The sequence below is a fragment of the Streptomyces sp. NPDC021012 genome (assembly GCF_044333355.1).
GTDB lineage: Bacteria > Actinomycetota > Actinomycetes > Streptomycetales > Streptomycetaceae > Streptomyces.
On record NZ_JBIRQU010000007.1, the window covers coordinates 106,625 to 120,489 of the forward strand.

Genomic DNA, 13,865 nt, shown 5'->3' on the forward strand with positions numbered 1-13,865 from the left:
CGACCGTGCACATAGAGGACTTCGAACTCCCCGCGTCCCGGCAGGCCAACGAGCGGCTGCACACCCTGATCCCCGGGGGCGCGCACACCTATGCCAAGGGCGACGACCAGTACCCCGAGCACCTGGCCCCGGTCATCAGCCACGGCCGCGGCGCCCACGTGTGGGACATCGACGGCAACCGCTACATCGAGTACGGCTCGGGCCTGCGGTCGGTCAGCCTCGGCCACGCCCACCCCCGTGTGACCGAGGCGGCGCGGCGGGAGCTCGACCGCGGCAGCAACTTCGTCCGGCCGTCCATCGTGGAGGTCGAGGCCGCGGAGCGCTTCCTCGCCACGGTGCCGACCGCCGAGATGGTGAAGTTCGCGAAGAACGGCTCCGACGTCACCACCGCCGCGGTGCGCCTCGCCCGCGCCGTCACCGGGCGCCCGCGGGTGGCCCTCTGCGGCGACCATCCGTTCTTCTCCGTCGACGACTGGTTCATCGGCACGACGCCGATGTCCGCCGGCATCCCGGCGTCGACGAGCGAGCTCACGGTGGCGTTCCCGTACGGGGACCTGGCCGCGACGGCGGAGCTGCTCGCCCGGTACGAGGGGGAGGTCGCCTGTCTGATCCTCGAACCCGCCGGTCATGCCGAGCCCCCGCCCGGGTACCTCGCGGGGCTGCGCGAGCTCGCGGACCGGCACGGGTGCGTGCTGATCTTCGACGAGATGATCACCGGTTTCCGCTGGTCCGAGGCGGGCGCCCAGGGCCTGTACGGCGTCGTCCCCGACCTCTCCACGTTCGGCAAGGCGCTGGGCAACGGGTTCGCGGTGTCCGCGCTGGCCGGGCGCCGCGAGCTGATGGAGCGGGGCGGGCTGCGTCACCCCGGGGACCGGGTGTTCCTGCTGTCCACCACGCACGGCGCGGAGACGCACTCGCTGGCCGCCGCGATGGCCGTGCAGGCCACCTACGTCGAGGAGGGCGTCACCGCGCGGCTGCACGCCCTCGGTGAGCGGCTGGCCGCCGGGGTCCGCGAGGCCGCGGCGGCCATGGGCGTCGGCGACCACGTGCTCGTACGGGGCCGGGCCAGCAATCTGGTCTTCGCCACCCTCGACGAGAACCTGCGGCCCTCACAGGAGTACCGCACCCTGTTCCTGCGCGGGCTCCTCGCGGGCGGGGTGCTGGCCCCGTCCTTCGTGGTGAGCAGCGCGCTCGAGGAGGCCGACATCGACCGCACCGTCGAGGTGGTGGCCGAGGCCTGCGAGGGGTACCGGAAGGCGCTGGAGGCCGCCGATCCCACCCCCTGGCTGGCCGGGCGGCCGGTGAAGCCGGTGTTCCGCCGCCTGGCGTGACGGCACGTCAGGCCTGTTGCCTCCGAGCCTCGTTGGACGGCCGGCCGGTGAACCGGTCGGCCGTCCGGTCGACCAGCCACGCGGTCGCCGGCACCACCGCCAGCGCGGTGCAGAGGCCGCCGAGGGTGTCGGTCGGGTAGTGCGCGTCCAGGGCGACCTGCGCCCAGCCCATCAGGGCGCCGCCGGCCAGTGCCGCGGCGAGCACGAACGCCGCGCCGGCCGTCCTGCCGAGACCGAGCCGGCCGGTCGCGAGCAGCGCCACCACGAGGGCGAACGCGGTGAGGAAGGCGGTGTGCCCGCTCGGGTAGGAGAAGTGCCCGCCGTGGATGGTGCGCCCCACCAGGGGCTTGAGCAGCGTCGTCGCCACCACGCCCAGACCGGGGCCGGCGAGGACGAGCACCGCCGCGCGGGGACGCCGTGCCAGCAGGCAGCCCGTCACGGCGGCCGCGATCAGCAGCATGGATCCGACGGGCTCCCCCAGGAAGTCCGCGGTGTCGGCGACGTACCGCCACGGCTGCCCCACGCCCTGCGCCGCCGCCCAGATCCGCGCGTCCACCGCGCCCGGCTCACTGTGACCGGCGTACCGGAGCCCGAGCACGGCGGCCGCCGTCGCGGCCAGGACCGCGACCAGGCCGAGCCAGGAGCGCAGCGCGGGAGGCAGTACCGCGGGTCCCCGATCCTCTTCGGCCAGGCGATCCAAGGCGAGCCCCCTCGTCGTGTCCGCCCCGAACTCACTTGCCCGGCCGGCGACTTGACCAGGGCGTCGGGGTCGGCCCCTCCTCGTCACCCTAGCCGACCACGCACGGAGGACGCCGCGCCCCTTTCCCTCTTCGCCTACTGAATAGTCACTTTTGGCGCGAAATTGACAGGAAATTCACCTACGCAGTAGGTTTACACCGTATCTATCCGCTATAGACATGGCCGGCGATCCGCCCGCCCATGGAGACGGTGGGTCGCGGAACGCGCAGTCGTTCTGGAAGGCAGGACCCTGCCGTGGTCCACAGAATCCTTTCCCTCAGTCTTACGTTCCGGAATCTGGTCCTCGGCGTGGCAGCGGCCGTGATGGCCCTCGGATTCATACAGCTCCCCCGAGCGGCGTCGGCGGACATCTTCCCGGAGTTCGCGCCGACGCGGGTACAGATCCAGACCGAGGCACCGGGCCTGTCGGCCGCCGAGGTCGAGCAGCTCATCACCGTCCCGATGGAACAGGACCTGCTGAACGGCGTGGCGTGGCTCGACGAGATCACCTCCGAGTCGGCCCCCGGCCTGTCCTCCGTCGACCTGGTCTTCGAGCCGGGCACGAACGAGCAGAAGGCCCGGCAGGCCGTCCAGGAACGGCTGATCCAGGTCGCCGGTCTGCCCCAGGTGGGCAAGCAGCCGGTCATGATCCAGCCGCTGTCCTCGACGAGCCGCGTCATGATGATCGGGCTCTCCTCGGAGAACGTCTCCGGCATCGACATGTCCGTCCTCGCACGGTGGAACATCAAGCCCCGCCTGATGGGCATCCCGGGCGTGGCGAACGTGGTCGTCTGGGGTGAGCGGGACCGGCAGCTGCAGGTCCAGGTCGACCCGGAGCGGCTGCGCGACCGGGGCGTCTCGCTGGACCAGCTGGTCCGCACGGCGGGCAACGCGCTGTGGGTGTCGCCGCTGACCTTCGTGGAGGCCTCGACGCCCGGCACCGGCGGGTTCATCGACACGCCGAGCCAGCGCCTCGCGATCCAGCACGTGCTGCCCATCACCAAGGCGCAGGACCTGGCCTCCGTGGCCCTGGAGGAGACCGGCACCCGGCAGCTGCGCATCGGCGACGTGGCCACCGTGGTGGAGGACCACCAGCCCCTCATCGGCGACGTGATGCTGAACGACGGCCCCGGGATCATGCTGGTGATCGAGAAGTTCCCCGGCGCCGACACCCGTCAGGTCACCCACGCCGTCGAAGAGGCGCTGACGGAACTCCGGCCCGGACTGTCCGGCATCACCGTCGACACCCATGTCTACCGGCCGGCGTCCTTCGTCGACACCGCGCTCCACAACGTGGGCCTGTGGGCGCTCGTCTCGGTGCCCGCCGTCTCGGCGCTGCTCGGCCTGTACTTCCTGTCCTGGCGCGTCGCCCTGATCGGCCTCGTCTCGATCACGATGGCGGAGATCGCCGCCCTGTGGGTGCTCTACCTGCGCGGCTCGACCTTCAACATGATGGTCCTGGCCGGTCTGACGATCGCCCTCGGCGCGGTCATCGACGACATCGTGATCGGGTTCGACCGCGTCCGGAGCCGGTTCCGGAGCGAGGACCGGGCGTCCCCCGGACGCCGGTCGGTGGCCGACCTCGTGGTCGACGCCACGGCGGCGGTGCGCAGGCCCGCCTTCTTCGCCACGCTGATCCTGCTCCTCGCCGTGGTGCCCGTCGTCTTCCTGAGCGGGGTGGGCGGATCGTTCGCCCGGCCGCTGGCCCTGTCCTACGTGCTCGCGGTGGTCGCCTCCACCGTCGTCGCCCTGACCCTCACGCCCGTGCTGACCGTCACGCTGCTCGCGCGCACCGGGCTCGGACACCGCCGCAACCCGGTGCTCGACCGGCTGCACCGCGGCTTCGACCGGATCGGCCCGAAGACCCTGCTCCGGCCGGGCCGGGCGCTGGTCGCGGCCGCCGTGCTCGCCGGCGCGGGCTTCGCGGTGTGGCCGCAGCTCGACGGCAGGTCCCCCGTCCCGGCCCCGCACCAGCGTGAGCTGCTGATCCAGGTGGAGGCGGCGCCCGGCACCTCGCTGCCGGAGATGACCCGCCTCGGCCGGACGGCGGCCGACGCGCTGCGCGCGCTGCCCGGCGTCGAGAGCGTGGGAGCCCACGTGGGCCGCGCCCGGGAGTCCGACCAGGTCGCCAACGTCAACTCGGGCGAGTTCTGGGTCAACCTCAAGAGTTCGGCCGACTACGGCCCGACCGTCGCCGCGGTCGGCCGCACCATGCACGCCCAGGCCGGTCTCGACAGCGAGGTCATGACCTATCCGCAGGCACAACTGGACGAGGTCCGGGCCGACAACGGCGAGGGCGCGCCCGTGGTCGTGCGCGTCTACGGCAACGACCTGGGCGTGCTGCGGCAGCAGGCAGAGCAGGTGAGCAAGGCCCTCGCGCAGGTCCCCGGAGTCGTCCGGCCCCAGGTCCCGGACGTGGCCGAGGAACCGACCCTGGAGGTCAAGGTCGACCTCGCGGCGGCCCGGAGCCACGGGATCAAGCCGGGCGACGTCCGCCGCACGGCCGCCACCTACTTCTCCGGCCTGCCGGTGGGCAGCCTCTACGAGGAGCAGAAGGTCTTCGACGTCGTGGTGTGGGGGTCGCCCGCGACCCGCTCCGCCCCCGAGAACGTCCGGAACCTCCTGCTCGACACGCCGAACGGCGGCCATGTGCGCCTCGGCGACGTCGCCGCCGTCCGCGTCACGCCGTACCCGACCGTCATCCGGCACGACGCCACCTCGCGCAGCCTCGACGTCGTCGCCGGCGTCAGCGGGCGTGATCTGAACTCCGTACTCGACGACGTCAGGAGCCGCGTCCAGGCCATGCCGATGCCGTACGAGTACCACGCCGAGGTGCAGAGCGACGTCGCGCACCAGCAGAGCCAGGACCTGCGGATCGCGGGGCTCGTGCTCGCCGTGCTGCTCGGCGCCTTCCTCCTCCTCCAGGCGGCCTTCGACAGCTGGCGTGCGGCGACGCTCGTCCTGCTCGCGCTGCCGCTGGCCGGCGTGGGCGGTGTGCTGACCGCGTTCGCCGTCGGCGGCGTCATGTCGATCGGCGCGCTCGGCGGCCTCCTGCTCGTCCTCGGCATCGCCGTGCGCAACCTGGTGCTGCTCGTCCGCGGCTACCAGGAGACCGAGCCGCGCGAGGACGGAACCGTCGACCCGCGGCGCATCGTCGACGCCACGCGCGACCGGGTCGGCCCGGTCCTGCTGACGGCGCTGGCCACGGCGGTCGCGGTGCTGCCCGCGGTGGTCCTCGGAACCGTCGAGGGCATGGAGGTGCTGCACCCGCTGGCCGTCGTCGTGCTCGGCGGACTGGTCACCTCGACCCTCGTCACGCTGTTCATCGTGCCCGCCCTCTACCTCCGCTTCTACCCCTCCCCCGGCGGCGTCGGGCGGCGTCCCACCGGCCCGGAACCGGTTCCGGCGACGGCCGGCCAGGCCCCGGACGCGCCGGCCACGGACAAGACGGCCCCGGGCAAGGCGGCCCCGGACGACGGCGGGGCGGAACGGCGAGCGGCACCCCGCCGCGGGCCCGGCCGGCGTCGCACCGGGCGCCGGTGGGCCGTGGGCCTGTCGGCCGCGGGGCTGCTGCTCGCCGGCGGAACGGGACTGTCGGCCTGCGCGAACTCGGACAACTCCTCGGCCTCGGCCGCCGAACACGCCGAGCAGCCGCCCGCCGAGATCGAGAAGGTCCCGGAGGGAAGGATCCCCCACCTGACCCTGGCCGAGGACACGGCCAAGCGGATCCACATCACGACGGAGCCGCTGCGGCAGGCCCCGCTGGACGGCACCGGACCGCCGCGGACGCTCATCCCGCTGAAGGCGGTGGTCTACGACCAGGAAGGGAAGACCTTCGCCTTCACCAACCCGAAGCCCTATGTGTACCTCCGGACCCCCGTCCAGCTGGGGCAGTTCGGTGAGCACGACGCGGTCGTGAGGTCCGGCCTCGCGCGGGGCACCCACGTGGTGACGGTCGGGGCCGCCGAGCTCCTCGGCATCGAGTACGAGACGGACGGCGAGCACTGATGTCCGGGGAAAGCAGCACCCTGATGCGCTGGATCGTCCGTTCCAGCCTGCGCTTCCGCTACCTCGTGGTCGCCGCGGCCGCGGTGATGATGGTCGTCGGCATCACCTCGCTGCCCCAGCAGCGGGTGGACGTCTTCCCTGAGTTCGCGCCGCCGCGGGTCGAGATCCAGACGACCTGCCTCGGCCTGTCCACGGCCGATGTGGAGTCCCTGGTCACCGTTCCCCTCGAACAGTCCCTCAACGGGCTCGCCGGCCTCGACGACCTGCGCTCGGAGTCCGTCGCGCAGCTCTCGTCGATCCAGCTGATCTTCCACGAGGGAACGGACGTGTTCAAGGCACGGCAGGAGGTCCAGGAGCGGGTGGCGCAGGTGTCGCACTCCCTGCCGACCTGGGCGGCCCCTCCGGTGATCATGCCGCCCGTCGCGGCGACCAGCCGCGTCATGAAGATCGGGATGTCCTCGCAGGACCACTCCGACAAGGCCCTGATGAACATGTCGATGACGGCGTACTGGGAGGTCAGGGCCCGTCTGCTGCGGGTGCCCGGCGTCGCCAACGTGAGCATCTTCGGCGAGCGGCTGAAGATGATGACCGTGCAGGTGGACCCGCTCAGGATGCAGGCCCACAAGGTCAGTCTCGACGACGTCATGGAGGCCACCGGCGACTCGGTCGACTCCGGTCTGCTCAAGTTCACCACCGGTTCGGTCATCGGCACCGGCGGCTGGATCGAGACGCCCACGCAGCGCATCGGCATCCGGCACGTCCTGCCGGTCGTGACGCCGACCGACCTCTCCCAGGTGCCGGTGCGCACGGCGGGCGACCGCACCGTCCGGCTCGGCGACGTGGCCCTGGTGAAGGAGGACCACCAGCCGCTCGGCGGCGACGCCGTCATCGGCGGCGAGCCCGGTCTGCTGCTGATCGTCGAGAAGCTGCCCTGGGGCGACACCCCGGAGATCACCAAGAACGTGGAGAAGGCGATCGAGTCCCTCGAACCCGGCCTCCCCGGCATCACGTTCGACACGACCGTCTTCCAGCAGCAGGACTTCATCCACACCGCGATCGACAACCTGACCCAGGCCCTGGTGCTCGGCTTCCTGCTGGTCGTCGTGGTCCTCGCGGCCTTCCTCTACGAGTGGCGCGTCGCGCTGATCAGCCTGCTGACGATCCCGCTGTCCCTCATGGCGGCCGTGCTCGTGCTCCACTGGCGCGGGGACACCATCAACACGATGGCCCTCGCGGGACTCGTGATCGCCCTGGGCGCCGTCGTGGACGACGCGATCATCGACGTCGAGAACATCCTCAGACGCCTGCGCGAACACCGGAGGGCCGACGACGACACGTCGGTGGCGAAGGTCATCCTGAACGCCTCGCTGGAGGTCCGGAGCCCGATCGTCTACGCGACGATGATCATCGTCGTGGCCACGGTGCCGGTCTTCCTGCTCCAGGGGGTGGCGGGCTCGTTCTTCCGTACGCTCGCCGTCTCCTACACGCTGGCCATCCTCGCCTCCATGGTCGTGGCCCTGACGGTGACCCCCGCCCTGTGCCTGATCATGCTGCGCAGGGCCAGGGTCGAACGGCGGCAGTCCCCGCTGCTGCGCGGGCTGCAGAACGGCTACACGGCGGGACTCAAACGCATCGTCAAGCGGCCGGTCAACGCCTACCTGGTGTCCGGCGTGCTCGTGGTCGTCGCGGCCCTCCTGGTGCCCCAGCTCAGCCAGTCCCTGCTGCCCTCCTTCAAGGAGCGGGACTTCCTGATGCACTTCATCACCACGCCCGGCACCTCCGTGCAGGAGGAGGAGCGCATGGTCACCCAGGTGAGCCGTGAGGTGCGGGCCATCCCCGGGGTGCGCAACGTCTTCGGGGCCCACATCGGGCAGGCGTTCCTGGGCGACGAGATCGCCGGGGTCAACTTCGGCGAGGGTTGGATCAGCATCGATCCCAAGGCGAACTACGACAAGACCCTCAAGCAGATCAAGGAGACCGTGGCGCGCTACGCCGGCGTGGAGCAGGACGTCCAGACGTATCTGAACGAACGCGTCGACGAGGTGCTCACCGGCTCCAAGTACCCGGTCGTCGTCCGTCTCTACGGCCAGGACCAGAAGGTCCTGCGCGAGAAGGGCCTCGAACTCCAGGAGAAGATCACCAAGATCGCCGGCACCGCCGACGTCCACGCCGACCTCCAGGTCGAGGTCCCGCAGATCCAGGTGAGGGTCGACGTCGACAAGGCGGCGGCGTACGAGCTGAAGCCCGGTGACGTGCGCCGCGCCGCGTCCACCCTCGTCGCCGGCGAGGAGGTCGGGGACATCTTCCGCGGCGGCAGGGCCTACGACACGGTGGTGTGGAGCACCCCCGAGACGCGCGACAGCGTGGCGGCCATCAGCCGGCTCCCGATCGACACGCCCTCCGGCACCACGGTGCCGCTCGGCGACGTCGCCCAGGTGGTCATCGAGCCCCAGCCGAACCTGATCGCCCGTGAGAACGGTTCGCGGCACCTCGACGTGAACGCCTCCGTCTCCGGACGCGACCTCAGCTCCGTCGTCTCGGACGTCAGGAAGGCGATCGCCTCCACGGACTTCCCGCGCGGCTACCACACGGAGCTGCTCGGGGAGCACGAGGAGCGGCAGGCCGCCCAGCGGGTCCTGCTCTACAGCGCGATCTTCGCGGCTCTGGCGATCTTCGTACTGCTCCAGGTCTCCTTCCGCAGCTGGCGGCTCGCGCTGCTGTCCTTCCTCACCCTGCCCATGGCCCTGGTCGGCGGTGTCCTCGCGGTCTGGATCGCGGGCGGGAACATCACGCTGGGTTCCCTGGTCGGCTTCTTCACCGTGCTCGGCATCGCCGCGCGCAACGGCATCCTGCTGATCAACCACTGCCAGCACCTGGAGGAGCACGAGGGCATGGCCTTCGGGCCCGCCCTGGTGCTGCGCGGCGCGCGGGAGCGGCTGGCCCCCATCCTGATGACCTCCCTGGCGACCGGACTCGCGGTGCTGCCCCTGGTGTTCCTCGGCAACCGGCCGGGCCATGAGATCGAGTACCCGCTCGCCGTGGTCATCATCGGCGGTCTGGTTACGTCCACCCTGCTGAATTTGCTGGTCGTGCCTTCCCTGTACCTGCGTTTCGGCAAGGGCTTCAGGCGTCACCGGCCGCAGCATGAGGCGGTCGCCACGCGCTGAGGCGGGCGGCGGACGGGGCCGCCGCCTCCCGGTGGAGCCCCCTCCCGGCTCCATCGAGAGGACCAAGCCGAATGCCCCGTCACGCGCGCGCGTGTGCCGCCCTGTTGAGCCCGATCGTCGCCGCGCTGCTGCTGGCCCCCGGCGCGGCGGCCACCGGCATCCCCCAGCCGCACTCTCCCGCCCCCGCGAAGAACGGTCCGGCGAAGAGCGGCCCGCGCGCGCAGGACTCCTGCGGAAACCCCCCCGCCGTCCACCCGGACCGGTTCCCCGCGAGCCCGCGGGTGAACAACACGTTCCTCCCGCTGAGGCCCGGCACCCGCCTCGTCCTCACCGGCGACGTCGCCGGTGAGGACCACCGCGTGGTGACGACGGTGACCGACCTGACCAAGGTCATCGACGGCGTGCGCACCGTGGTGGCGTTCGACCAGGACTTCAACGGCGACGAGATCCAGGAGTCGGAGCTGGCGTTCTTCGCCCAGGACGGGCGCGGAACGGTCTGGCGGCTCGGGGAGTACCCGGAGATCTACGAGAACGGGCACCTCGTCGGCGCCCCCGACACCTGGATCTCCGGCGTGGCGGACGCGAAGGCGGGGTTCGCCATGCTCGCCAGGCCGAGGGTCGGCACTCCCACCTACACCGAGGGCCTGGCCCCCGAGATCGACTTCCTGGACTGCGCCACGGTGGTCCAGACCGGCCAGAGCGTCTGCGTCGAGGCCGGCTGCTTCGAGAACGTCCTCGTGACGGACGAGTTCGCGCCGCTCGACCCCGAGGGCGGCCACCAGCGGAAGTTCTACGCGCCGCACGTGGGCAACATCAAGGTGGAGCCGGTGGGTGGTGACAACCCGGAGACCCTGTCCCTGACCGAGGTAACCCGGCTCAGCCCCAAGGAGCTCGCGGCCGTCCGCAGGGAGGTCCTGCAGCAGGACAGGCGCGGCTACCGGATCAGCCCGGACGTCTACGGCACCACCCCGCCCGCGGAGCGCGCCTCGTGAGGGGAGCGCCGACCCTGCCGTAGGACGGCGCGGGCATCGCGCGCCCTTCAGCCCCGGTTCAGGTGACGCGGGTCACAATCAGGACATGCGGGTTCTGATCGTGGACGACGAGGAGCGCTTCGCCGAAGGTCTGCGCAACGGCCTGGAGGCGGAGGGCTTCGCCGTCGACGTCGCCCCGGACGGCACGGAGGGCCTGTGGCGGGCGCGCGAGCACGCGTACGACGCGATCGTCCTGGACATCATGCTCCCCGGCCTGAACGGCTTCCGCGTCTGCGCCGCCCTGCGGGCCGAGGGGAACTGGACCCCGATCCTCATGCTCACCGCCAAGGAGGGCGAGTGGGACGAGGTGGAGGGGCTCGACACCGGCGCCGACGACTACCTGACGAAACCGTTCTCGTACGCCGTGCTGCTGGCCCGGCTGAGGGCGCTGCTGCGCCGCGAACCGCGCGAGCGGCCCGCCGCCCTCACCGCCGGTGACCTGCGCCTCGACCCCGCGGCCAAGGAGGTGTCGCGGGGCGGGGTGCGGGTCGAACTGACCGCCCGTGAGCTGGCCCTCCTGGAGTTCCTCCTGCGTCGGCGGGGCGAGACGCTGTCCAAGCGCGAGATCCTCGCGCACGTCTGGGACGAGGCCTTCGAGGGCGACCCGAACATCGTCGAGGTGTACGTCCGGCACCTCCGGAACAAGCTGGACCGGCCCTTCGGCCGGGCGTCCATCGAGACCGTACGGGGCTACGGCTACCGCCTGGCCCCCGACGGAGGGTAGGCGGCCATGAGCGTACGGGTCCGGTCGACCGTGGCGGCCGTCCTCGTCGTGGCGGTGGGCGTGGTCGCGGGGGCGGTGGCCCTGGTCGCCTTCATGAAGGCCGGCCTGACCGACGACGTGCGGCAGGCCGCGCGGGCCCGGGCCGAGCAGGTGGCGGCCGTCATCGAGGCGGGGCGCGGGGTGCCGTCGCTGACCGTGAGCCAGCCGGACGAGGAGTTCGTCCAGGTCCTGGACGCCCGGGGAGACGTGATCGCGGGCAGCCCGAACGTCAGGAACCTGCCGGCCCTGGCCGACCCGCGCCGGGGCTCCGAGGCCACCCTCACCACACCGCTGGACGAGGACCGGTTCCTGGTGGTGGCGGTGCCCGCCGAAGGGCCGGGCGGCCACCGGACCGTCCTGGTGGGCCGGACGGTCGTCACGGTCGCCGAGTCGACCCGGATCGTCACCCGGCTGCTGTTCGTGGGGCTGCCGCTGCTGATGCTCGTGGTGGCCGGCGCGACGTGGATGGCGGTCGGCCGGGCGCTGGCGCCCGTGGCGGCCATCAGGTCCGAGGTGGAGGCGATCTCGGCGGCGGAGCTGCACCGCAGGGTGCCGCTTCCGCCGGGGCGCGACGAGATCGCGGGCCTCGCCACCACGATGAACCACATGCTGGACCGGCTCGAACGGGCGCAGAAGGCCCAGCGCCGCTTCATCTCCGACGCCTCGCACGAGCTGCGTTCCCCGGTGGCGTCCATCCGCCAGCACGCCGAGGTCGCCCTCGCCCACCCCGACCGGCTCGCGGACCGGGCGGCGGGCGAACGCCTGGCCAGGACGGTCCTCGCCGAGGACCTGCGGATCCAGCGGCTGGTCGACGACCTGCTGCTGCTCGCCCGCGCCGACGAGGACGCGCTGCGCCCCCGGCTGCGGCCGGTGGACCTCGACGACCTGGTCCTGGACGAGGCGCGCCGGCTGCGGGAGGCGGCGCCCGGGCTGCGGATCGGCACGGCCGGGGTGTCGGCGGCGCGGCGGCGGGCGGACCCGCGGGGGCTGGGCAGGGTGGTGCGCAACCTGGGCGACAACGCGGCCCGGCATGCGCGCTCCGAGATCGCCTTCGACCTCGCCGAGCGGTCGGACGGCCGGGTGGTCCTCGGCGTGGAGGACGACGGTCCGGGCGTGCCGCCGACGGACCGCGAGCGGGTCTTCGAGCGGTTCGTACGCCTCGACGAGGCACGGTCCCGCCCGGCGGCCGACGGGGACGACGCCGGTCTCGCCGCCGGCAGCGGTCTCGGGCTCGCCATCGTCGCCGAACTGGTCGCGGCGCACGGCGGTACGGCGACGGTGACCGACGGCCGGCTCGGCGGGGCCCGCTTCGAGGTGGTGCTCCCGGCGGACCCGCCGGACTGAGTCCGGACCGCCGCGCCTGAACGCCGGTTCAGCTCCGTTCAGGCCCCCTTCAGCCCCCGGGTGGCAGCGTCGGTGTCACGGCAGAGGAGGCAGCCATGCGGAACAGGTATCCGGCGGCCGCGGTGACCGCGGCCCTGGCGGTGACCCTCACGACCGGCGCCTGCACCGCCGGAGCCGTCGGCGGCGGAGCCGCGGGCGGGCACCGGGCGGCGGGCACCGACTGCGTGCGGATGATGGACGGCGAGACGGGCAGGCAGACCGACACCTGCCTGCCGCTCGCCCCGGAATCGGCCCGGGTCGACCGGGGCACGCCCGTGTTCAGCCATCCGACCGACATCACCAACCCGCTCCACGCCAGCTCGGAGATCCAGCAGGTGATCTACGGCGGGCAGGTCGACGGAAAGCCCTTCCGCACCGAGCTCACGCTGCTGCCCGACATCAAGACCGTCACCCTGAACGGCGAGCAGGTCCGGGCGCGCACGCTCCAGTTCGTGTCCTTCTCGGACGGACGGGTGAGCGAGGTCGCGAACGACTGGTTCGCGCAGGCCGACGACGGTTCGGTCTGGTACCTGGGCGAGGACGTCTTCAACTACGAGAACGGGGTGGTCGCGGACACCAGCGGCACCTGGCTGGCCGGGAAGGCCGGACCGCCCGCGATGATCATGCCCAGCCATCCGGAGGTCGGTGACGTGTACCGGCCGGAGAACATCCCGGGCCTGGTCTTCGAGCAGGTCACCGTCAAGTCCGTCGGGCAGACGGTCCCCGGTCCGTACGGACCGGTCAAGGGCGCGATGACACAGGGCGAGCTCCACGCGGACGGCACGCGCGAGGACAAGGTCATCGCCCCCGGGTACGGCGAGCTCGTCATCGACGAGCCGGGCGGCGACCTGGAGCAGGTCGAGCTGGCCGTACCGACGGACGTGGCCCCCGGCCCCGTACCCGCCGAGCTCACCGCCCTCTCCGCGACGGTCCGCGCGGCGCACGCCGGGGCGACCGACGCCACCGTGGCCAAGGTCCGGGCCGCCTGGGACGCGTACCGGGCGGCCGACCGCGTGCCCCAGCTGCTCGTCCGGCAGATGGACCGCGACCTCGACGCGCTCGCCTCGGCCGTCAAGGCCCAGGACTCCGCCCTCGTCCGCGGCGCGGTGCTCCGGGTCGCCCAGAACGACCTCGACCTGCACCTGCGCCACGAACCGCTCGCGAAGGTCGAGACCGCCCGGCTGGCCCTGTGGGCCCGCCAGTCGGCGCTGGACAGTGCCGCCCGGGACGCGGGCTCCGTCGCCGGCGACGTGACCGGCCTCGAACTCACCTGGGACCGCGTCCAGCACACCGCGGACCCCGCCCGGGCGGGCCGGATCACCGCCTCGCTGCATGCCCTGCGCGACGCGGCCGACCACCAGGACACACCGGCCGCCCAGCAGGCGACGGCCCGGCTCACCTCGGCCCTGTCGGGCTGATGAGCGAGCGGTCGGCCCCGCGCCGC

At 72.4% G+C, this 13,865-nt stretch carries 8 protein-coding genes; 7 read left to right on the forward strand and 1 reads right to left on the reverse strand.

Annotated features, from left to right (window positions below; all coding sequences use genetic code 11):
* The first annotated feature begins 5 nt into the window (after positions 1-5).
* A complete protein-coding gene (locus ACH4TP_RS23365) occupies positions 6-1,331 on the forward strand; it encodes a glutamate-1-semialdehyde 2,1-aminomutase (RefSeq protein WP_389235691.1) in 1,326 nt (441 codons plus the stop codon).
* Positions 1,332-1,338: 7 nt separating this feature from the next.
* On the opposite strand, the gene ACH4TP_RS23370 is transcribed toward ACH4TP_RS23365, so the two are convergent.
* Positions 1,339-2,031 carry a phosphatase PAP2 family protein gene (locus ACH4TP_RS23370; RefSeq protein ID WP_398439010.1) on the reverse strand — a complete coding sequence of 231 codons (693 nt, stop codon included), beginning with the start codon at positions 2,029-2,031 and terminating at the stop codon, positions 1,339-1,341.
* A 347-nt stretch (positions 2,032-2,378) separates the two neighbouring features.
* On the opposite strand from ACH4TP_RS23370, the gene ACH4TP_RS23375 reads away from it, so the two are divergent.
* The 6 genes from ACH4TP_RS23375 to ACH4TP_RS23400 all read left to right on the forward strand — a co-directional run bounded on the left by ACH4TP_RS23375 (position 2,379) and on the right by ACH4TP_RS23400 (position 13,839).
* On the forward strand, positions 2,379-6,077 hold the full coding sequence (locus ACH4TP_RS23375; RefSeq protein ID WP_398439011.1) for an efflux RND transporter permease subunit: 3,699 nt from the start codon (positions 2,379-2,381) through the stop codon (positions 6,075-6,077).
* The gene (locus ACH4TP_RS23380) at positions 6,077-9,244 is read left to right on the forward strand and encodes an efflux RND transporter permease subunit (RefSeq protein ID WP_398439012.1); all 3,168 of its coding nucleotides are present in this window, start codon (positions 6,077-6,079) and stop codon (positions 9,242-9,244) included. The genes ACH4TP_RS23375 and ACH4TP_RS23380 overlap by 1 nt, the downstream gene beginning before the upstream one ends.
* A gap of 71 nt (positions 9,245-9,315) precedes the next feature.
* On the forward strand, positions 9,316-10,236 hold the full coding sequence (locus tag ACH4TP_RS23385; RefSeq protein ID WP_398439013.1) for a hypothetical protein: 921 nt from the start codon (positions 9,316-9,318) through the stop codon (positions 10,234-10,236).
* An 85-nt stretch (positions 10,237-10,321) separates the two neighbouring features.
* A complete protein-coding gene (locus ACH4TP_RS23390) occupies positions 10,322-10,999 on the forward strand; it encodes a response regulator transcription factor (RefSeq protein WP_389235676.1) in 678 nt (225 codons plus the stop codon).
* A 6-nt stretch (positions 11,000-11,005) separates the two neighbouring features.
* Positions 11,006-12,382, forward strand: a complete 1,377-nt coding sequence (locus ACH4TP_RS23395) for a sensor histidine kinase (protein WP_398439014.1) — start codon at positions 11,006-11,008, stop codon at positions 12,380-12,382.
* 95 nt (positions 12,383-12,477) lie between these two features.
* A complete protein-coding gene (locus ACH4TP_RS23400; RefSeq protein WP_398439015.1) occupies positions 12,478-13,839 on the forward strand; it encodes a hypothetical protein in 1,362 nt (453 codons plus the stop codon).
* Positions 13,840-13,865: the final 26 nt, after the last annotated feature.

What these genes read in the sequence shown, in the direction of transcription:
- ACH4TP_RS23380 (WP_398439012.1), top strand. Translation starts at nt 6,077, where the DNA reads ATGTCCGGGGAAAGCAGCACCCTGATGCGCTGGATCGTCCGTTCCAGC.
- ACH4TP_RS23385 (WP_398439013.1), top strand. Translation starts at nt 9,316, where the DNA reads ATGCCCCGTCACGCGCGCGCGTGTGCCGCCCTGTTGAGCCCGATCGTC.
- ACH4TP_RS23390 (WP_389235676.1), top strand. Translation starts at nt 10,322, where the DNA reads ATGCGGGTTCTGATCGTGGACGACGAGGAGCGCTTCGCCGAAGGTCTG.
- ACH4TP_RS23395 (WP_398439014.1), top strand. Translation starts at nt 11,006, where the DNA reads ATGAGCGTACGGGTCCGGTCGACCGTGGCGGCCGTCCTCGTCGTGGCG.
- ACH4TP_RS23400 (WP_398439015.1), top strand. Translation starts at nt 12,478, where the DNA reads ATGCGGAACAGGTATCCGGCGGCCGCGGTGACCGCGGCCCTGGCGGTG.